The sequence below is a fragment of the Mucilaginibacter angelicae genome (genome assembly GCF_042434235.1).
GTDB lineage: Bacteria > Bacteroidota > Bacteroidia > Sphingobacteriales > Sphingobacteriaceae > Mucilaginibacter > Mucilaginibacter angelicae.
The window spans coordinates 49,895-68,575 of record NZ_JBHLTS010000070.1; the positions used below are offsets into that span (position 1 = coordinate 49,895).

The following is an 18,681-nucleotide window of genomic DNA, read 5'->3' on the forward strand; positions in this document are numbered from 1 at the left end:
GCACCTTTGCCCGGTTTTATCCCGATTTACCAATTTGCCTTACATCAAATCGGCTACACATCCACTATGAAAAAGCAATTATCAATCGCAATCCTTGCCTTGTTTGTGACGACAGGCCAGCTTATGGCACAAACTGCCAAACATGTAATCTTTTTAACCATTGACGGGTTCCGCCCTGATTTTTATCTGGATAGTACCTGGCAAACACCCAACCTACACGCGTTGATGCAAGATGGCGCTTATGCCAAAGGCGTAAACAGTGTATTCCCATCCATGACCTATCCTTCGCATACCACAATCGTTACAGGTGTGCAGCCTGCCAAACATGGTGTGTTCTATAACAACATATTTACGCCGGACGGAGCACCGCAACAACCATACTGGCAGGATAGCTCCATTCACGCACCCACCATTTGGAAAGCTGCCAAAGACAAAGGCATGACGGTTGCTTCGCTGTACTGGCCTGTATCTGCCAATGCCCCTGTAGACTACAATATCCCGGATATAGGCGGTCTGGGCGATGGGGTTCGTGAGCAATATTCTTTGCCGCAGGGATTTTATGCCGAAGTGAAAAAAGAAGTCTTTGGCGGAGTTGACAAGATAGATGCAGGAAAAAATCAAAATATAGCTAAGATTGCAGCGTATGTGATCATGAAAAGCAAGCCTGAACTGATGACCATTCACGTATTTTCTGTCGATGGTGCAGAACATGCCGAAGGGCGTTCCGGAACACGGGTGCAGGAAGCGGTGGCCGATGCGGATGCTGCAGTAGGTATTATCGTAGATGCACTGAAAGCAGCAGGTATCTGGGAAAGCACAGTATTACTTGTTGGCGGCGATCATGGATTTTATGATGTAAAGAAAACGATTTCGCCCAATGTATGGCTGAAAGAAGCCGGGTTGATCAATGACCTGAAAACCGGCGACTGGAAAGCGCAATTCAATTCAGTAGGCGGATCTGCTTATCTGTACCTGAAAAACCCTGCTGATAAAGCTACTGCTAATAAAGTAAAAGCACTATTGGAAGCACAGCCCGACAGCGTGAAGCAATACTACCGCATCATCAGCAGGGAACAACTGGACAAAGGCGGCTATAACCCTAATGTTGCTTTCGCAATTACCGGGGAGCACGACGCCGCATTCAGCGCTGCCATCACAGGCAATGCCGTAAAGCCCGGCAAAGGCGGTACACACGGGCATTTCCCCGACACCAAAAATATCCGTACCGGCCTGATAGCTCATGGCCCGGGCATTCGCAAGGGCGCTGTAATAGAAGAAATGAACCTGCGCGATATGACGCCCATTATGGTAAAACTCCTGGGTATTTCATTCCCAAAAGTTGATGGGAAAATCCCGGCAGGGTTGTTAAAATAATTGACTATCTGTTTATATAAATAGTTGTGGGGTGGCTTGTTGAAACGTTGTTTACAACGAGCTCTTCCTGGTATATTCTTCGGGAGCCATAGGGTTTAGAACAGCGAATCTGAATGGAGTATGCATCAGAGTCCTTTGCGAGAGCTCCTAATGGGATGTTGAAAGGGAGCAATAACATCTTTACCACGTCATTGCGAGGCACGAAGCAATCCCCGAGTTACAGATCCGATCTGTATAGTTTGGGATTGCTTCGTACCTCGCAATGACGTATTCAATAGTCTGAATTAAATAGCTTCAGCCTGTATTACCTTTACCCTGCCACGCACAGGTTTCTTCTTCTTTTTGCCAATACGGTTAAGCCACATCATTACCCCGGTTACAGGGAAAATAAGTGAAACTAAAGTGATAATAAAAGCTAAAATTTTTGTTGGCCAGCCATAAATGGAACCTGTATGAATAGGCTTAATAACCGCCCTGATGCGCTGGCCAAGGCTTTTATCAGCAAATAAAGCCGCCCCGGCAACCTTGCCACTGTATTGATCAACATAATAAACATCAGTAGCCAACTCAACCGAGCCTTTTTTAAGTACATTGAAAGTATAAACAGCGGTGGTATCTTTCGGGTAACGAATAGTATAATTTTCGGCATTGGCTATTTTATCACCTATTGCGCTAACTGCACTTTCGGGTGAGATGGCATAAATACCCCGTCGATAAACAGAAAGCGGGGCCTTGATATCTTCTTTGGCAACAACTTTTGAGTTGGTAAGGAAAAACAAGGTATTGTTTGCCCACTTAAAGGTCATAACCAAACCCGATGAAGAAATAATGATCAGGAATATAGAGGTATAAAAACCGGTAACAATATGCAGGTCGTGCGTGAGGCGTTTGCCGCTGCCGTCCCATTTTATTTTAAGCCGCTGTTTCATGATGGCTTTGGTTTTAGGCCACCAAAGTATTACGCCGGTTATCAGTATCCCCAGGAAAAACAGGGTTGAAATACTGATCACCCAATCCCCCAGGCTATTTTTACCTCCTAATAAATACCGGTGAAACATCTCTACCGAATACAGGAACGTTTGCCTGCGGTTAAATTGATCAACTATTTGACCTGTATAGGGGTTTACAAAAGCAGTGAGGTTTGAACGTTCAGCATCTTTAGGTTTTTGCTCCTTTTTATCATGAGCTCCGGCCTGCTTTTCTGTTTTTGGCTTATCAACCGGCTTTTTATCTTTCTTTTCAGGCACAATGAGGCCAACTTCTACTGTACGTTCCGGATCATCATAAACCATCACTGTTGCCAGCTTTGATTTAGGGATCTGTTTCAACACCCCGGCCGTTAAATCAGCCAGCGCCAACCTTTTATACTGTGGCTTTACAAAATACCGCTGCGGATGCAACGACTGTTGAATTTCCTTTTCAAAAACCAGCATCGTGCCCGTTAAACACGAACAGAAAATGATTACCCCGGCTGCGAGGCTCAAATAAAGGTGAATGGTGCGGAAAAATACTTTCATTGGTTGGTATAAGCATAAAAACCGGGCATGAAAACATGCCCGGTTAGTTTAATTAGTTAAAATTTATAACTCAACGTAGTTAAAAACTGTCTTGGCGGTATAGGGTTAATGCTATAGTTTTCGTGTACATTGTAATTGAGTACGTTGCCTATGTTAGAGATCTTACCAATAATAGAGATCTTTTTATAGGTATAACCTACTGAAGCATCAACAGTAGTAAAGCCTGGTACAGACACCAACTTCGACAGCGTCTGGGCCTGACCTACCAAATTAGCATTACCCGCAACACGGTTACCCAGGTAATAAACAGATGCACCTACTTTAAACCCTTTCAAATCGCCATTGTAAAAGGTATAAAACACACTGGTGTTGGCGGTATTCTTTGGCGTATTCAGCAAAGGCTGCCCTGCTATGTTACTGCCTTGTGCGGTTCCTGTTTTAGTATATTTAGCATTAGTATAACTGTAACCTGCCAGTACATCGAGCCCTTTAACCGGATGGCCTGCGATATCAAGTTCTACGCCATCGCTCCTTGTTTCGCCACTCAACACTTTGATATTGGTATTGGTGTTCTCTTTCCCATCGAGAGTGAAAGGCGCAGTCTGGGCCAGGTTATTATTTTTAATACGGTAAGCCGTTACATTTACCGATAGGTTGCCATTCAGGAAATCGTTTTTAACACCAACTTCATACTGGTCAACTATCGACGGATCAAGCGGGCTACCATTAATATCGGAGCCTGTATTTGTAATAAACGAATTAGAGTAGCTTGCAAAAAGGGCTGTGTTAGCTATTGGTTTATAAACTACACCCACGCGAGGCGAAAAGGCCTTATCCTCTTTACCGGCGGCCTGCGCCGCAGTAGCCCACTTAGTATAATTGGTAACTGTTGTTGGTGACACATATTGGTATGACCAGCGAATACCGGCAAGCACCTTAACTTTTTCAGATAAACTGATGAGGTCGTTAGCATAAGCACCGAAACGGTTGGTAGGCGTTATAATGTCATAAAACGGGTTCATTTGAGGCTTATCGGTACGAAGGGTGTATTTATCAAGATCAAAAATATTGATCTTGTCGTAAACAGCATTTTGCGGTGTATTATTTTGATCAAGATAGCTTGATACTTTATTTACCGTAGCAACATAGGTATAAGCATTATTGCGGTACCAGTCGGCATCAACACCTGCCAAAATATTGTGTTTAATTGAACCTGTGTTAAACTGACCGGTAATGTTAAACTGGCCTGTGTAATAATCTTCAAGCGTTTCGGCCCTGTTTAGGGTACGTCCCCAGTCGCCGTTGGCATCAGGCAACACACGTTCGGTTGTTTGATACTGGCGATTGAAATGCTGGTATGAAAAACCACCGCTTAACTGCCAAAGGCTATTGAGCTGGTGGTTAATAGTTGCTGTAGCCGTGGTTTGCTTGGTATTACCGGTTGACCATGATGCACCCAAATACCTGTTACGCGGAACTTTTGCAATAACGTTATTGATTTGCCCGGTTCCGAAATCGGGGGTAAAGTCATAGTTCAGGTAATCACCTTCAACTATTAAGGTTGTTTTATCACTTATTTTGTACAGGAATGAAGGGTTAATGTATTCCCTTTCTGATTTTACATTATCGCGGTAGCTTTTGGCATTTTCATAGGTACCATTTACGCGATAAGCTAATTTGGAAGATATAGGGCCATAAACATCAAACGACGGGCGGTAAAGATCATAGCTGCCATAGGTCATTGATACCGAGCCGCCCTGCTCAAATAAAGGTTTCTTGGTTACCATATTCAGGATCCCGCCGGGAGCCACGTTTCCGTATAATAAAGCAGCGCTGCCTTTCAACACTTCAACACGTTCCAGTGAACTAATCTCCGGCACAACGCCTGAGTTAACCCTGAAACCGTTTTTAAACATGTTGTTACTTCCAAAGTTATAACCGCGGGCGCCAAATGTTTCCTGGGTATTGCCACGGCTGCTGTATAAATACACGCCGTTCACATTTTTGATAACATCACTTAAACGCAAGGATTGTTGCTGATCAAGCACATCGCGGCCTATCACGGTAACGCTTTGGGGCAGGTCCATTGGCGAAACGTTCATTTTACCGATGTTTAACTTTTTACGGTTGATGGTTTTTGTTGATGAAACTACAACCTCATCTAACTGGGCCGAGCTTTCATTAAGTTTAAAGGATACCACCGTTGTTTTATTTGCTGAAACTGTTACGGTTTGCTCTTCGGTTTTTGTACCCACGTATGAGGTAACCAGGGTATAGGTACCCGGCTTAACATTATTGAAAGCAAATGATCCGTTATCGGTTGTGGTTGTGCTTTTGTTTAATCCTTTAATGGCAACATTTACAAACGAAGCCGGTTTATCATCGCTGGTTTTAACAACACCGGTTATTTTGCCGTTATTGCCTTCATCATCAGCTTTCAGAATTAATATGTTTGAAAACAGGAATAAAAGTAAAAGAGGGATTATGCGCAGGGAGTAGTAAAGGTTATTTGCCATTCTATTTAGATTAAGTCTAATTAAGCGCAAAAGTATAAAAAGACTTTCTTTCTGCAAGTTTTATTTATAATTAGTTTAAATAAGGGCGTAAAGATAAAAAGGCCGCACATCTGAATATGTGCAGCCTTTTATTGCAAGGAAACGATTTACTTATTCAAGCACTATTTTATCCGGGCCGGATACTTTAGCAATATGGCAGTTACACCCACCAGAAATTTTCAACAAGGTGGTTTTGGTAACACCCGTTTTTGCATTAGTTGCGGTTAGTTCTACATCATCTCCCTCGGTAGAAAATTCACTTTTATTATTATCAGTAGCAATAGTATATAAATTAGGGCCCACAGACGGCACAACCGGGCCTCCGTTTCCTTTTGAAATTATAGCTTCATGAGTGCGCAAATTTATAACGGTTACATTTTTCCCTAACGCAAGCAGTCCGTCCTTATCTACAAAATTTACATATAATACGGCAAAATTGGCGGTGCAAGGGCGACTGGGGCAGCCTGTTTGTTGGTTATGTTTTTTACAACCCGAAAAAGCTGTGGCTAATAATAGTAAAAAAATGTATTTACGCATGGCTATAGGTTTAATTAATAGCCAGTACGTCAATACCGTATAAAACGCAACAGCCCCATGTAATTACATGAGGCTGTTATACTTGTAATAAAAGCCCATGTATGCTCACACGGACCTTAAATATCAATAATCGTTATCGTTTACTCTCTAAATATTTTTCAGAGAACGCTCCGGCAACCCTTTCATCCTTATCATCATAAATGGCCCAATCCTCTACATCGTTTACGTTTACCAACACGGTATCGCCCATGTGTACGTTTTTAACATCAACGGCCGAGTCAATAAACGTCCCGCTAAATTTATCCGACTTATATTCAAGAATTTGTGACCACATGTGCTCATGTGTATCGCCATCTTTAAAATCTGATTTTATCACAAATTTGAATCCTTCAGTCTTTTTCGTCAGCGCCTCAATAAACTGCGGCATATATTTTTGAGCGGTATCCTTTAATGCCAGGAAAGTAGGATCGTCTTTTTTTAACATAGCACCAGGCTCGTTCCTGCTTCTTTGACCTTTGCAGCCAGAGCATATCATTAGACATAACAAGCAGATATAAATACCACGTTTCATACTATTCAATTACCCTAACCTTTAAATAGCTCGGATTAGTTTTTGAAGTATATACCTTATGCGTAGCTTTTTTAAAATCGGTGTCCTTTGCCTTCATAATATCCTGGAATTGCTGGGTATTCCTGTCGATAAGCGGGAACCAGGTACTTTGCACCTGCACCATAATGCGGTGCCCTTTTTTAAAGGTGTGCAGCACATCCTGTAATTCAAAGTTCACCGGGGTTACTTTACCCGGCACAAAAGGTTCGGGCTTATCAAATCCGTTACGGAACTTACCGCGCATGGCCTCGCTGCGCACCATTTGCTGATAACCGCTCAGGTACACTTCCTTACCTGCCCATTTGGTGTTTTTGGTTGAGTCGGGATAAACATCTATTACTTTAACAACCCAATCGGCATCGGTACCCGTGGTGGATACTTTGAGGTTAGCCCAGATGTTACCTGCTATGGTTACATTATTATCTAAAAGATCGGTTTCATAAGTAAGCACATCGGGGCGTTGTGAAGCAAAACGCTGATCGCCGGTCATGTATTCGCGTTTCATATCCATATCAATACTGTTGATGAAGGGCACCGGTTTGTTAGGGTCTGATACAAATTCATCATGGCTATCGGCTACAGCCGTTGGAGCAGTAAATGATAGTTTACCTCCCGGTAGCAGGTACAGTTTTTTTTCTGCAGATTCTTTTGGAGGCCAGGTGTTATAGGTTTTCCATTCATTAACACCTGTTTCAAAGGTTGATACGGGTTTCAAGTCAAAATCGGCAGTACCTTTTAGATAGTGGCTAAAAAATGAAAACTCAATTTTTTCACGATAGAAAGGGCCTGTAGGACCGCCGAAACCAACATCGCCCAAATGATCGCCATCGCCGCGTGCCCAGCCGCCATGTACCCATGGCCCCATGGTGAAATAAACCGGGGTTTTAGGGTTTTCTTTTACCAGCGTTTTATACGTGTTGATTGCGCCGTACAGATCTTCGGCATCATACCAGCCACCGGTTACCAGTACCGCTGTTTTTATATCATGTAAATGATAAAGCACGTTACGGTCTTTCCAGTGCTGGTCATAATTAGGGTGATCAAGCATTTCGTTCCATAGCCGGATAGTATCTTTATAATATTTAGTGTTTGAATTTTTCACCGAACCCATCTTCAGAAAAAAGTCATAGCCATCTTCGGTACCGGCATCAAATCTTGCACCGCGGCGTTGGGTGGGTTTATCATCCTGCCTGTTGGTGAAGCCAGGGTAAAAGCCAAAGTTGGCCACCAGCATAAACGCACCGTTATGAAAAGCATCATCGCGGTACAAATCGGCAATGGGTGCCTGCGGCGATGCAGCTACCAATGCCGGGTGACGGCTTAACAAAGCAGTAGTAGTGTAAAAACCGGGATATGAAATTCCCCATACGCCTACTTTACCATTATTGTTAGGGATGTTTTTCAGCAGCCAGTCGATAGTATCATAGGTATCAGTGCCTTCATCAACATCTTTATTGGTTTTATGATCTTCCTTTTCGGGGGTCATCTCTTCATAAATACCCTCACTCATCCAGCGGCCGCGTACATCCTGGTAAACAAAAATGTAACCATCATGCGCAAATAACGATGATGGGCCAAGGCTTCCTTTATACAATTCGGTACCGTAAGGGGCTACGCTATAGGGCGTCCTGTCCATCATAAAAGGATATTTTTTTGATTGATCCTTTGGCACATAAACCGAGGTGAAAAGCTTTTTACCATCCCGCATCGGGATCTGGTATTCGTATTTCTGGTAATTGGCTTTGATATAATCAGCATCGGGCCCTTTGGGCTGTGCGTAAAGGCCTGTTGCCGAAAGCAAAAGGCAGAAAGCGAGAAGTAAAGTTTTCTTCATAATTTTTTTGTCAGTCAATCAAATGTAACCGAATAAAATAAAAAGGGCAACTAACCATACTGCAATTTATCAAAAGCCTCTTTTTTGTTACAGAATAAAGTTTTTTGTTGAAGTTAAAATTAACTGTAAAAAACACCTTTATTAACCCTGGAAAATTTTTATATAATAATAATTAAAACCTGTAGGCAATCGGACACGTTTAATGGTCTATTACCATGAACCGATATAATACCAACGCGAGGACCTAAGCGCTATGGTAATCTAAATATTTAAACAGTTTTTTTTAAGAGATAGTAAATCCCCCGGGGCTGTGCCACAGGCTGATATTACGCGAATCAATTATGTTAAAACAATTTATCTTTTATAAACAATTAACAATCAAACCAATTATGAGAACAAACCTTAATCTGCCTATTACAAAAACCCTCACCGTTTTATTCGGCGCCGTTTTACTTGTCACATCCGCCTGTAAAAAAGACCATGCCCCGGTACCTGCCGATGCAGGCAGCAACCCTTCTTCAAAACTAACCACCAACGCCATAGGCGTAGCCGGGCCAAAAGGCGTTTGCTATGTGGAAGTGAACAATAACGATATCCGAAACGTGGGCAATTACACCCTGTCAACCGGGCAGCAGCTTTTTGATATCGCTATCATATTTGCGGCTAACATCAACTACAACACCACAACCCAAAAAGCCGAACTATTCTTTAATCCACAGGTAACCAACGTACTCAACAATAAGGCAACCTATATTCAAAGCTTACAGGCTAAAGGCATTAAGGTATTGTTATCCATTTTAGGTAACCACCAGGGTGCCGGCATCAGCAACTTTCCAAGCCAGGCGGCAGCCAATGATTTTGCCCAGTTGCTGAGCAATGCCGTTACTACCTACGGACTGGACGGTATTGATTTTGACGACGAATACGCCGATTATGGCACCAACGGCACCGGACAGCCTAATTCAAGCTCATTTGTTTACCTGGTTACCGCCCTTCGCACCCTGATGCCAACCAAAATAATTTCGTTTTATTTTTATGGCCCGGCAGCATCACGTCTGAGCTTTAACGGTGTAACTGTAGGCTCCAAAGTGGATTATAGCTGGAACGCCATTTATGGCACTTATTCTGTTCCGAATGTTCCGGGATTAGCTGCTTCCAACCTTGGCCCTGCTGCTATTGATATTCAAAGCACCAGCTCATCAACTGCAGCATCGCTGGCTACACAAACAGTAAATAATAACTATGGTATTTACCTGTATTACAACCTGCCAAATGCCGATTCGCACACTTACCTGTCAAGCGTATCCAATGCATTGTACGGCAAGCCTACTGTATTTAACTCGGGGACAAGTACAACAGGAGTCACTTTTTACCAGAATATCAATTACGGAGGAGCGGTTACAAGCGCCATCCCTAAAGGCACCTATACCCTTGCCCAATTGCAGGCCTATGGTTTTGTAGATAACTGGGCTTCATCGGCAAAGATCCCAACAGGCTGGACAGTTACCATGTATTCAAACGATAACTCTACAGGCACAACCTGGACACGGACATCAAACACACCTAATTTCACCACGCTATCGCCAAATGCTAATGATGTGGTGACTTCGGTTAAGATTCAATAAAGATTAAAAGTGTGGCGTTTCCTGATCAGAAACGCCACACTTTTAATCTTGAAATCTTCGAAAATCAGAGAATCGAATAGCTAATTACTCATTAAAAAGTAATCTCCTAAATCATCGGCTCCTGTATCAATAACCTCCCATCCTAATGTGCGATAAAAGTTCAAAGCATTTCCATTTTTAATCAGGCACTTTAACGTAAGCTTCTGATCAGTCGTTTTTATAGCTGTGGCCAATAGCAATTTCCCTATTCCTTTGCGCCTGTAAGCAGCATCAACATATAAATGATGAATAAATGCATCTGGTTTCCAGATAGCTATAAAGCCAGCAATAATTCCATCAAATTCACATACCAGTATTTCCTCATCTTTTGTATCTACATCAAACTCATCGAGCCGGAATGATGATCCATCAACCCAATAAAATGTCTGTATCCTGCATAGAAGGTAAAGTTCCTGAAGCATCCCGCGGTCACCCTCTTCAAATTTCCGGACATGTAAGTTAGTTGATTTCAAACAGGGAGAATTCTGTGTTATTTATTTTCAGATTCATTTTTCTGAATCAAACAGCTTAATATCTTCGATAAACTTATAGTCCTTTAAATTATAGGTGAATAGTTTATGGTTTGTATATATTGCAGTTGAAGCAATTAATGCATCTGGCATAGCTAAATTGTGGCTTAGCTTATATGATTCCATTAGTCTTATAGCTATTGAGGTAATCTCCGGATTAAATAATAAGATATTAAACCAATAAATATTTTTGTTTACTTGTTTAAGTTCTGCTTTATTCGTGGCGCCGGCCATTAACTCTATTTTAGTAACAGCCGATAAAACAACATTTTCCAGGCCTATTACATCTTCAAGAATTAATTTAGTGCTTTGATGACGACTTCTTCTACCATCAAGGTATTCTATCATTACATCCGTATCACAGATTATTTGTTCCGCTGCCACAAATCGTTTCTTAATTTTTTAGCATCCAAATCTTTCCCTGTAAATACTTTCTTAAGTTCAGAAACATCGAGCTTTTTATTACCGGGTATTAAAATATCATTAAGAGGAGTTTCCTTTTTTGCAGATGATGGAGATATCTTAAAATCAAAATATTTAGCCAGTCCCTTTAATATCTTCAGGGTTTCCGGTTTTTTATATTTTATGGTTACTTCGGGCATCGCTTAGTTTTTATATAAAGTTAAAGCTTTTAAACAGAAAAGGCAACCCATATAGGTTGCCTTTTCATATTTCGGATTAACCTGATTACTCGTTTATCGCCTTTACACCTGGTAATTCTTTACCTTCCATGTATTCAAGCAGGGCACCACCACCGGTTGATACGTAGCTTACCTCATCGGTCATGCCAAATTTGGCTACTGCCGCAGCAGAATCACCACCACCTATCAGCGAGAAAGCACCATTTTCGGTTGCTTTTGCTACAGCTTCGGCAATGGCTTTGGTACCGCCTAAAAATTTCTCCATTTCAAATACACCCATCGGACCGTTCCATAAAATGGTTTTTGACTCTTCAACTACTTTGCTAAATAAAGCAACAGTTTCCGGACCGATATCCAGGCCCATCCAGTTATCTTTTATTTCGCCTGTTTTAGCTACATCGGTATTAGCATCGGGTGAAAACGCATCTGCAATAATATTATCTAAAGGCAATAACAATTTTACGCCTTTATCTTTTGCTTTTTGAACCAGACTGGTAGCCAGATCAAGCTTATCAAGCTCAACCAATGAGGTACCAATGCTGCCTCCATCTGCTTTAGCAAAAGTGTAAGCCATACCACCACCAATAATCAGGTTATCAACCTTATCAAGCAGTTTTTCAATAAGCTCAATTTTATCAGAAACCTTTGAGCCGCCCATGATAGCTGTAAAAGGCTTAGGTGCGTTGTTCAGGATCTTTTCGGCGTTGTTCAACTCGGCTGCCATCAGGTAACCAAAGTATTTTGCATCAGGAAAAAACTTGGCGATGATAGCGGTTGAAGCGTGTGCACGGTGAGCGGTGCCGAAAGCATCGTTTACATATACATCGCCTAATTTTGATAGCTTTTCTGCAAAAGCAACATCACCTTTTTCTTCTTCTTTATAAAAACGCAGGTTCTCTAACAATAAAACCTCGCCATTACCAAGCGCTTTTGCTTTTTCAACAGCCTGCTCGCCAATGCAATCATCGGCAAACTGAACCTGCTGACCAAGCAGATCAGACAAATGAGATACGATATGCTTTAATGAATATTTTTCGGTAGGACCATCTTTCGGTCTGCCTAAGTGCGACATCAGGATAACTTTACCACCATCTTTTAATATTTTTTTTATGGTTGGCAAAGCTGCCGTCATGCGGTTATCGTCGGTAATATTGTAATTCTCGTCAAGAGGCACGTTAAAATCAACCCTGATGAGGGCTTTTTTGCCGGCAAAACTAATTTGATCTACTGTTTTCATATTTATTAAAGGGTCATTTGTATGAACGGGCGCAAATTGAGCATTTTAATTCAAAATACTTAACGAAAAAGGAAAAAAGCTGTTTCATTCCGCCAAAACTTCATCTAATTTTAACATACATTACATGGTGAGGGCCAATGCCCGGAACCTCAAACTCGGGCGAAACGATCTCGAAACCAAGGCCGCTATAAAAGCGTACAGCCTTTTTACGGGCGTTGCACCAAAGGTAATCTGCCTTTTGCCCGCGCAGGTATACAAGGGCAAAGTTAACTAACTGGTTGCCTAAGCCTTGTCCCCGGTATTTTTCAATTGTTGCCATACCCCGCAGCTGGTAGCCGGTGCCCCCAAATTCGCCATAGCTTTGCGGGTGAAAGGAAGCTATACAAGCCAGTTCATCATCAACGAAATAACCAAGGTGAAAATTACCCTCATTATTATCTGACGGAAAACGGCATTCATCAAGGGTAAGCCTGCCTTCACGCAGTACCTCATTACGCACATGCAACAGCTCATCAACTTTTATAAACCTGATCATGCCCGCAAAATTGGAAAAATTCCCCAAATGGGGAATTTTAATCCCATCAAATTAATAACCACAGGTTAATGTTTCGTTAGCCCCTCGCCTACTACAACCACCAATTAAAAGGATTTGCTTATTACTCACTATTAAACCAATAAGGAGTAAGGCATAATAGTTGCCAAAAGAGAAGGAAATACTTAATCATAGAAATGAAAAAACACTTTACCTGCATCCTTATCGCAACTACACTTTTCAGCTGCAAAAAAACAGACATAATTCCCGAAGTAATTAAAGGAGCTAATGGCTCAAACACCGGCACAAATACCGATACAAGCACGGGCACATCTACGGCTTCAATAAAGCTTGACATTGCCGACCAGGTTGTGAATACCAAAGTAAGCAACGATACGCTTTACTTAAATTATACCGAAACTGCTAATTTGATCTTAAACGCTGATGATTATCAAAAATCATCTGCCGTACATTTTAAAGAAGATTTTTCAAAATCGGCCCTGTCCAAGTTTAATTTCACCACTGTTAACAAGGACCACCAGGTAGCAACCAACTATCTTGATGATAACCTGAACAATGTGGCCATTAAATCGGCCTCAACATTAACTATCGATGGTAAACAGTTTACTAAGCTGGTACTGGAAAGAGTTATAATATTTTCAAAAGCATATAAACAGCATGATCTTGCTGTTGAATCCCAGAACCAGATTTTAGGACAAACCGGGGAGGTGATCAGCTTTGCTTCCTATTATTATACGAACGGCAAAAATTCAGATCCCATAACGGCAACCGCTACCATAGTATACAGAAAATAATTTGTGCAGCCGGCTTAGGCCGGCTGCTTTTTAAGTTCAGCTATCTGCACAACCAGATCGGCCAGCCTGCTGCTGTAGCCCATTTCATTATCATACCAGCCAACAACTTTTACAAGTCCCCCTACAATAGAGGTTAGCTGCGCATCAAAAATGCAGCTGTGCGGGTTATCCAATATATCGGTTGATACAATAGGATCTTCGGTGTATTCCAATACATTTTTCATCGGCCCATCGGCAGCTTGTTTAAAAGCTTCATTGATTTGAGCTATAGTGGGCTGCTTTTTAAGGCTGCAGGTAAAATCGGTCAATGAGCCGTTAAGCACCGGCACCCGGATCCCAGCACCTCCCAGGCGGCCATCCAAATGCGGAAATATAGCCGTTATGGCCTTGGCAGCACCAGTTGTGGTAGGTATAATAGAAGCAGATGCAGCCCTTGCGCGCCTCAGATCTTTATGCGGTGCGTCATGCAGGTTCTGATCGCCGGTCATGGAGTGAACGGTGGTAATGTAGCCGTCAATAATGCCCCAGTTTTCATCCAGTATCTTTACCATTGCGGCAACATTGTTAGTTGTACATGATGCATTTGACAGTATGGGCGATTGCAGGTCAACCTGCCCGTCGTTTACGGCAAGTACTACGGTTGGTACATTTTTATCGGTAGATGGGGCCGATATAATAACCTGCCGTGCCCCGGCAGTTAAATGCGCTTCGGCGCCTCGCCTGGAGGTAAATTTACCGGTAGATTCTATTACGATATCAATATCCAGTGCCCTCCAGGGCAGTTTAAGAGGATCACGTTCGGCAAACACCCGGATGCGGTTACCGTTTATGATAATGCCGTTATCATCAGCGTTAACAGAACCCTTAAAACCGCGGTGAACAGAATCGTACTTAAATAAATGGGCAAGAGTTTGCGTGTCGGTAAGGTCATTTATAGCTACCACCTGTATTTCGGGGTGTGCTAAAATATTCCTTAAAAATATGCGGCCAATGCGGCCAAACCCGTTTATAGCTATCTTCATCGCATGCTGTAATAAAGCATCAAAGTTAATGAAGATGGATGGTTAATTTAGTGTATTTACTTTATTACTACCTGCAGGTTACAATAGCATCAATCGCCAAAATTCCGGAACATCAGAAACCCGCGCTTTTTTGAACGGATAAAATAAGTGATTATCCCGTTAAAGGATATCGACAGCAAAAATATCAGCACAATAAGCAAAGAGTTGTTTAAACCGCTTAAGGTTAGTACCATCAATATAGAAACGAGATTCAAACACGCTAAAATAAGTGTGGTTTGTAAATGCGTGAAACCTATCTTTAATATACGATGGTGGATATGGTTCCGGTCGGCGTCAAAAGGAGATTTTCCATTTAATATGCGGATAGTGAAAACCCTGAGGGTATCAAAAACAGGGCCTACCAATATGGCAACAATTAAAGCCGGGGCTGTATATATAAAAGGAAGTTTAACTGTCGAAACCTTACTTAATTCAATAAATTTAATAGCCATTACAGCCGATACCAGGCCAATGAGCAGGGCGCCGGTATCGCCCATAAATATTTTGGCAGGGGTTATATTAAAACGTAAAAAACCAACTACTGCACCTACCATAGCCAGCGAAATTGCTGCCAGCTCATACTGTTGCATATAAATAAAAAGCGCGGCAAAAGTGCTGTTGGCAATAATACCCGTGGTTGCGGCCAGGCCATCAATACCATCAATAAGGTTAAATGAATTGATGATAAGCATAATAATCAGTATTGACAATATTACACTTGGGATATACGGCAGGGCCGAAATATTAAAAACCCCGTACATGCTGCTGATCCGGATATTTCCGGGAATAACAAGTATAGCGGCAACCACAAACTGGATCATGAATTTTGTACTGGAATTAACCCCCGAAAGATCATCCTTTAGCCCCATTGCAAACAAAATGATACATGCAGTAAGCAGGTAACTGATTGGAAGCGATTTATCAATAATGCTAAACAATAAGGCGGTGATAGTAAAGCTTACAAAAATGGCTACACCACCTAAACGGGGGATACCATGATCATGCTGCTTTCTGAAATGACCAACATCATCATATAAATGACGGGCACGTGCAACATGTAAAATTGAGGGGATACAAATTAATGTTACCAGGGTTGAAAATACAACTATGAGCACATTATAAACAAAATGATAAGAGCGTAAAAATTCAAACATATGTTATAAATGTGTTTTAGTGACCGGCTTATTCATTTCCAAGATTTTTATACGGATACAGACACCAAAAGGTTAACTAATGATTAAAAGAATTGAGAAATTTTCCTCAACGGTTTTAACATTATAGCCAGCACGGGTAAAAACACCTTATTTTCACGCATTGCTTTCAAATCAAATGACCAGGCCTTAACACGGTTCATTAAATTGCTGTTGCTTACCCCTCCTGTCTGCATTTTAACCATAACCCGGTTAAGATAAAAACTCCTTACACTCCACTTATGCAGAAACCTTACCATTAATTCATAATCAGCTGCCGAACCATACTCAAGGCTATAAAAACCATGTTTTGCAAACAATTCACGCCTGCAATAAAAGGTAGGGTGCGGGGGCATAAAACCCCACTGAAAGGAATTTTTTCCACACTTGTAACTTTTCCATTTACGAATAATTTTACCGGCAGAATTTATGTAATCCAAATCGCCATAAACGATCCCGGCCCCGCTGTTCGAAAAAGCCTGTGCCACTGCCGATATAACCTCCTTACCGGCAAAAAAATCGTCGGCATTAAGCATACCTACAATTTCGCCTGTTGCCAAACTAATCCCTTTATTCATGGCATCATAAATGCCCTGATCCGGTTCGGATACTAAAACTTTGATATGCGATTTATATTGGTTGATTATTTGCAGGGAATTGTCTGTTGAGCTGCCATCAATTATAATGTACTCGATGTTATTGTAATTTTGGCCGATAACAGATTCGATACATCTTTTAATAGTATCCTGCGCATTATAAATGATAGTGATAACCGAGATCTTCAACCTTGCAACTTTGGAAAAATACACCGTATTTATAGCCGCAAATTATGTAATTTTGGACTTGAAGCCTAATTATATTAAATATAACGTGGAATTTTATAGCTAAACATGCGCAATTTTATACCTACCTGCCTGATTATTGGGATATTTTTTTTACTAACCTCCTGCTCAAACAAACAATATCAATATCTTTTTGATCAAAAGCATAGTGTTAGCGATACCTCATCAAAAGGCGGCGACGTTACTACAGCCCCATACCGGATCAAAGCACAGGATATACTGCAGATCAGAAACATGCAAAGCATTAAGTATATAGTTGAAGAAACTCCTTCTGCCAGTGCGGGCGGCAGTATCGGAGGAGGCAACGCTTCCGGACAAACTTTCCAGGTTGAGGATGATGGTACCGTAGCCCTGCCTGCTATAGGCCATGTAAAGGTTGCCGGGCTTACCAGGCCCGAAGCTGCAAAACAAATTGAGGACCTTTACCGTAAAAGCCTGCTGAAAGACCCTATAATTGAGCTTAAGATCGTTAACCTCAAAGTAACAATACTTGGTGAAATAAAAAGTCAGGGTAATTATACACTAACAAAAGACAGGACAACTTTGGTTGAAATGATTGGTGAAGCAGGAGGCCTGACAGATAAGGCCAATGAAGCTAATGTAAAAATAATAAGGGGCGATCAAAGAAACCAGCAGGTTACTGAAATTAACCTCCGGGATATTCAATCCATAAATGATCCCCGTGCCGTGCTTCAAAGCGGTGATGTTATTTATATTGCACAAAACAAGCGTACTGTACGCAACGATAAATTGCAAAACCTGTCGGTAATAACGCAGCCTGTGTTACTGCTGCTTAATACTGCCTTAATTATTTTTACGCTTTCTCATCGGTAAATGGAAGAGTTAGAAAAAGTACAAAGAAAGCTGCCTAACCAGGAAATTGATTATTTTAAGATCGGTAAAATACTATTAAGCCGCTGGTATTGGATAGCGGCATCCGTTATTATTACCTCGGCCATCTCCTACACCTATCTGTGGTATACGCCTAAAACATATGCCACCGGGGGTACACTTAAGGTAGAAGAAAAAAAATCGGAGATCTCTGACATTATCAGTGTAATAACCACGCCCGAACGCGGGCCCTCAAAAATTCAAAGTATTACCTCGGTATTAACCAGCCGCAACCTTATACTTACAGCTATAAAAGATATTGACTATCGCATTAGCTTTTATATTTCGGGCAGGGTGCGTACATCCGAAACCTACCCGCAAAAGCCCCTCAATATCAGCCTGGTAAAGTTTGACAGCCTTAATTTTTTTCATAGTTTAATAACCTTTAAACCGGTTAACCAACAAATCTTTAACCTTACTTATAGTATAAACGGTAAAGAGGTTCAAAACAACTACTCATACGAAAGCCCTGTTACTATAGGCAATACCAGTTTCCGGATCAAGTATCCCGGTGTAATTCCGTCCAAAACAATTTATTTGTTCAAGTTTAATATCCCCGAAGATTTTATTGGCCGGGTACAGGGCAATTTATATGCAGGTGAAACGGCAAAAAACTCAAATATAATTGCCATTCAGCAAACAGATTCAAATCCGCAGTTTGCTGCCGATGTGCTTAATGCCATCATGAACGACTATATTTTGTGGGAGGCGAAGTGAGATGATTACTCTTTATATTATCAATATTGAAATCTATAATAAAAAACGTCATTGCGAGGTACGAAGCAATCCCAAACTATACAGAGTGGCTCTGCTAATCGGGGATTGCTTCGTACCTCGCAATGACGCTTCTT

General features: G+C 41.5%; 18 protein-coding genes. 5 read left to right on the plus strand and 13 right to left on the minus strand.

What is annotated here, in order from left to right; all coding sequences use genetic code 11:
- Positions 1 to 66: 66 nt before the first annotated feature.
- Entirely contained in the window at positions 67 to 1,374 is a 1,308-nt protein-coding gene (locus ACFFGT_RS22535) for an alkaline phosphatase family protein (RefSeq protein ID WP_377024769.1), read from the plus strand.
- Between the two features lie 284 nt (positions 1,375 to 1,658).
- Here ACFFGT_RS22535 and ACFFGT_RS22540 read toward each other — a convergent pair whose 3' ends face one another.
- The 5 genes from ACFFGT_RS22540 to ACFFGT_RS22560 all read right to left on the minus strand — a co-directional run bounded on the left by ACFFGT_RS22540 (position 1,659) and on the right by ACFFGT_RS22560 (position 8,427).
- Positions 1,659 to 2,891 (minus strand): PepSY-associated TM helix domain-containing protein, encoded by a 1,233-nt coding sequence (locus ACFFGT_RS22540; protein ID WP_377024770.1) that lies wholly within the window; start codon positions 2,889 to 2,891, stop codon positions 1,659 to 1,661.
- A 56-nt stretch (positions 2,892 to 2,947) separates the two neighbouring features.
- Positions 2,948 to 5,407, minus strand: a complete 2,460-nt coding sequence (locus ACFFGT_RS22545) for a TonB-dependent siderophore receptor (RefSeq protein ID WP_377024771.1) — start codon at positions 5,405 to 5,407, stop codon at positions 2,948 to 2,950.
- Between the two features lie 150 nt (positions 5,408 to 5,557).
- Positions 5,558 to 5,983 (minus strand): hypothetical protein, encoded by a 426-nt coding sequence (locus tag ACFFGT_RS22550; RefSeq protein ID WP_377024772.1) that lies wholly within the window; start codon positions 5,981 to 5,983, stop codon positions 5,558 to 5,560.
- Between the two features lie 133 nt (positions 5,984 to 6,116).
- The gene (locus ACFFGT_RS22555) at positions 6,117 to 6,467 is read right to left on the minus strand and encodes a DUF2314 domain-containing protein (RefSeq protein WP_377024773.1); all 351 of its coding nucleotides are present in this window, start codon (positions 6,465 to 6,467) and stop codon (positions 6,117 to 6,119) included.
- Positions 6,468 to 6,555: 88 nt separating this feature from the next.
- A complete protein-coding gene (locus ACFFGT_RS22560) occupies positions 6,556 to 8,427 on the minus strand; it encodes a CocE/NonD family hydrolase (RefSeq protein WP_377024774.1) in 1,872 nt (623 codons plus the stop codon).
- 389 nt (positions 8,428 to 8,816) lie between these two features.
- Here ACFFGT_RS22560 and ACFFGT_RS22565 point away from each other — a divergent pair, with 389 nt between their 5' ends.
- Positions 8,817 to 10,052, plus strand: coding sequence for an endo-beta-N-acetylglucosaminidase H (locus ACFFGT_RS22565; RefSeq protein ID WP_377024775.1), 1,236 nt, complete (start codon positions 8,817 to 8,819; stop codon positions 10,050 to 10,052).
- An 80-nt stretch (positions 10,053 to 10,132) separates the two neighbouring features.
- Here the strand turns inward: ACFFGT_RS22565 and ACFFGT_RS22570 are convergent, their stop codons facing one another.
- From ACFFGT_RS22570 to ACFFGT_RS22590, 5 genes are all read right to left on the minus strand, one after another.
- Complete coding sequence (locus ACFFGT_RS22570) at positions 10,133 to 10,564, minus strand: GNAT family N-acetyltransferase (protein ID WP_377024776.1); 432 nt, start codon at positions 10,562 to 10,564, stop codon at positions 10,133 to 10,135.
- A 33-nt stretch (positions 10,565 to 10,597) separates the two neighbouring features.
- Positions 10,598 to 11,005 (minus strand): type II toxin-antitoxin system VapC family toxin, encoded by a 408-nt coding sequence (locus ACFFGT_RS22575; RefSeq protein WP_377024777.1) that lies wholly within the window; start codon positions 11,003 to 11,005, stop codon positions 10,598 to 10,600.
- Positions 10,987 to 11,223: a hypothetical protein gene (locus ACFFGT_RS22580; RefSeq protein WP_377024778.1), complete on the minus strand. Its 237-nt coding sequence runs from the start codon at positions 11,221 to 11,223 to the stop codon at positions 10,987 to 10,989. Before ACFFGT_RS22580 ends, ACFFGT_RS22575 begins: the two co-directional genes overlap by 19 nt.
- An 85-nt stretch (positions 11,224 to 11,308) precedes the next feature.
- On the minus strand, positions 11,309 to 12,499 hold the full coding sequence (locus ACFFGT_RS22585; RefSeq protein WP_377024779.1) for a phosphoglycerate kinase: 1,191 nt from the start codon (positions 12,497 to 12,499) through the stop codon (positions 11,309 to 11,311).
- Positions 12,500 to 12,599: 100 nt separating this feature from the next.
- Positions 12,600 to 13,034: a GNAT family N-acetyltransferase gene (locus ACFFGT_RS22590; protein ID WP_377024780.1), complete on the minus strand. Its 435-nt coding sequence runs from the start codon at positions 13,032 to 13,034 to the stop codon at positions 12,600 to 12,602.
- Positions 13,035 to 13,228: 194 nt separating this feature from the next.
- On the opposite strand from ACFFGT_RS22590, the gene ACFFGT_RS22595 reads away from it, so the two are divergent.
- Entirely contained in the window at positions 13,229 to 13,846 is a 618-nt protein-coding gene (locus tag ACFFGT_RS22595) for a hypothetical protein (RefSeq protein ID WP_377024781.1), read from the plus strand.
- A gap of 14 nt (positions 13,847 to 13,860) precedes the next feature.
- On the opposite strand, the gene gap is transcribed toward ACFFGT_RS22595, so the two are convergent.
- The 3 genes from gap to ACFFGT_RS22610 all read right to left on the minus strand — a co-directional run bounded on the left by gap (position 13,861) and on the right by ACFFGT_RS22610 (position 16,906).
- Positions 13,861 to 14,868, minus strand: coding sequence for a type I glyceraldehyde-3-phosphate dehydrogenase (gap, locus tag ACFFGT_RS22600; protein WP_377024782.1), 1,008 nt, complete (start codon positions 14,866 to 14,868; stop codon positions 13,861 to 13,863).
- Positions 14,869 to 14,957: 89 nt separating this feature from the next.
- Positions 14,958 to 16,061, minus strand: coding sequence for an MraY family glycosyltransferase (locus ACFFGT_RS22605; RefSeq protein WP_377024783.1), 1,104 nt, complete (start codon positions 16,059 to 16,061; stop codon positions 14,958 to 14,960).
- Positions 16,062 to 16,144: 83 nt separating this feature from the next.
- Entirely contained in the window at positions 16,145 to 16,906 is a 762-nt protein-coding gene (locus ACFFGT_RS22610) for a glycosyltransferase family 2 protein (RefSeq protein ID WP_377024784.1), read from the minus strand.
- An 81-nt stretch (positions 16,907 to 16,987) separates the two neighbouring features.
- Here ACFFGT_RS22610 and ACFFGT_RS22615 point away from each other — a divergent pair, with 81 nt between their 5' ends.
- Positions 16,988 to 17,773, plus strand: coding sequence for a polysaccharide biosynthesis/export family protein (locus ACFFGT_RS22615; RefSeq protein ID WP_377024785.1), 786 nt, complete (start codon positions 16,988 to 16,990; stop codon positions 17,771 to 17,773).
- Positions 17,774 to 18,547, plus strand: coding sequence for a Wzz/FepE/Etk N-terminal domain-containing protein (locus ACFFGT_RS22620; RefSeq protein ID WP_377024786.1), 774 nt, complete (start codon positions 17,774 to 17,776; stop codon positions 18,545 to 18,547). It begins immediately after the preceding gene.
- Positions 18,548 to 18,681 lie beyond the last annotated feature (134 nt).

Bases quoted from the DNA above. Each gene is read 5' to 3' on its own strand.
- ACFFGT_RS22535 (WP_377024769.1), top strand. From the start codon at position 67: ATGAAAAAGCAATTATCAATCGCAATCCTTGCCTTGTTTGTGACGACA.
- ACFFGT_RS22540 (WP_377024770.1), bottom strand. From the start codon at position 2,891: ATGAAAGTATTTTTCCGCACCATTCACCTTTATTTGAGCCTCGCAGCC.
- ACFFGT_RS22545 (WP_377024771.1), bottom strand. From the start codon at position 5,407: ATGGCAAATAACCTTTACTACTCCCTGCGCATAATCCCTCTTTTACTT.
- ACFFGT_RS22550 (WP_377024772.1), bottom strand. From the start codon at position 5,983: ATGCGTAAATACATTTTTTTACTATTATTAGCCACAGCTTTTTCGGGT.
- ACFFGT_RS22555 (WP_377024773.1), bottom strand. From the start codon at position 6,467: ATGTTAAAAAAAGACGATCCTACTTTCCTGGCATTAAAGGATACCGCT.
- ACFFGT_RS22560 (WP_377024774.1), bottom strand. From the start codon at position 8,427: ATGAAGAAAACTTTACTTCTCGCTTTCTGCCTTTTGCTTTCGGCAACA.
- ACFFGT_RS22565 (WP_377024775.1), top strand. From the start codon at position 8,817: ATGAGAACAAACCTTAATCTGCCTATTACAAAAACCCTCACCGTTTTA.
- ACFFGT_RS22580 (WP_377024778.1), bottom strand. From the start codon at position 11,223: ATGCCCGAAGTAACCATAAAATATAAAAAACCGGAAACCCTGAAGATA.
- ACFFGT_RS22585 (WP_377024779.1), bottom strand. From the start codon at position 12,499: ATGAAAACAGTAGATCAAATTAGTTTTGCCGGCAAAAAAGCCCTCATC.
- ACFFGT_RS22590 (WP_377024780.1), bottom strand. From the start codon at position 13,034: ATGATCAGGTTTATAAAAGTTGATGAGCTGTTGCATGTGCGTAATGAG.
- ACFFGT_RS22595 (WP_377024781.1), top strand. From the start codon at position 13,229: ATGAAAAAACACTTTACCTGCATCCTTATCGCAACTACACTTTTCAGC.
- gap (WP_377024782.1), bottom strand. From the start codon at position 14,868: ATGAAGATAGCTATAAACGGGTTTGGCCGCATTGGCCGCATATTTTTA.
- ACFFGT_RS22605 (WP_377024783.1), bottom strand. From the start codon at position 16,061: ATGTTTGAATTTTTACGCTCTTATCATTTTGTTTATAATGTGCTCATA.
- ACFFGT_RS22615 (WP_377024785.1), top strand. From the start codon at position 16,988: ATGCGCAATTTTATACCTACCTGCCTGATTATTGGGATATTTTTTTTA.
- ACFFGT_RS22620 (WP_377024786.1), top strand. From the start codon at position 17,774: ATGGAAGAGTTAGAAAAAGTACAAAGAAAGCTGCCTAACCAGGAAATT.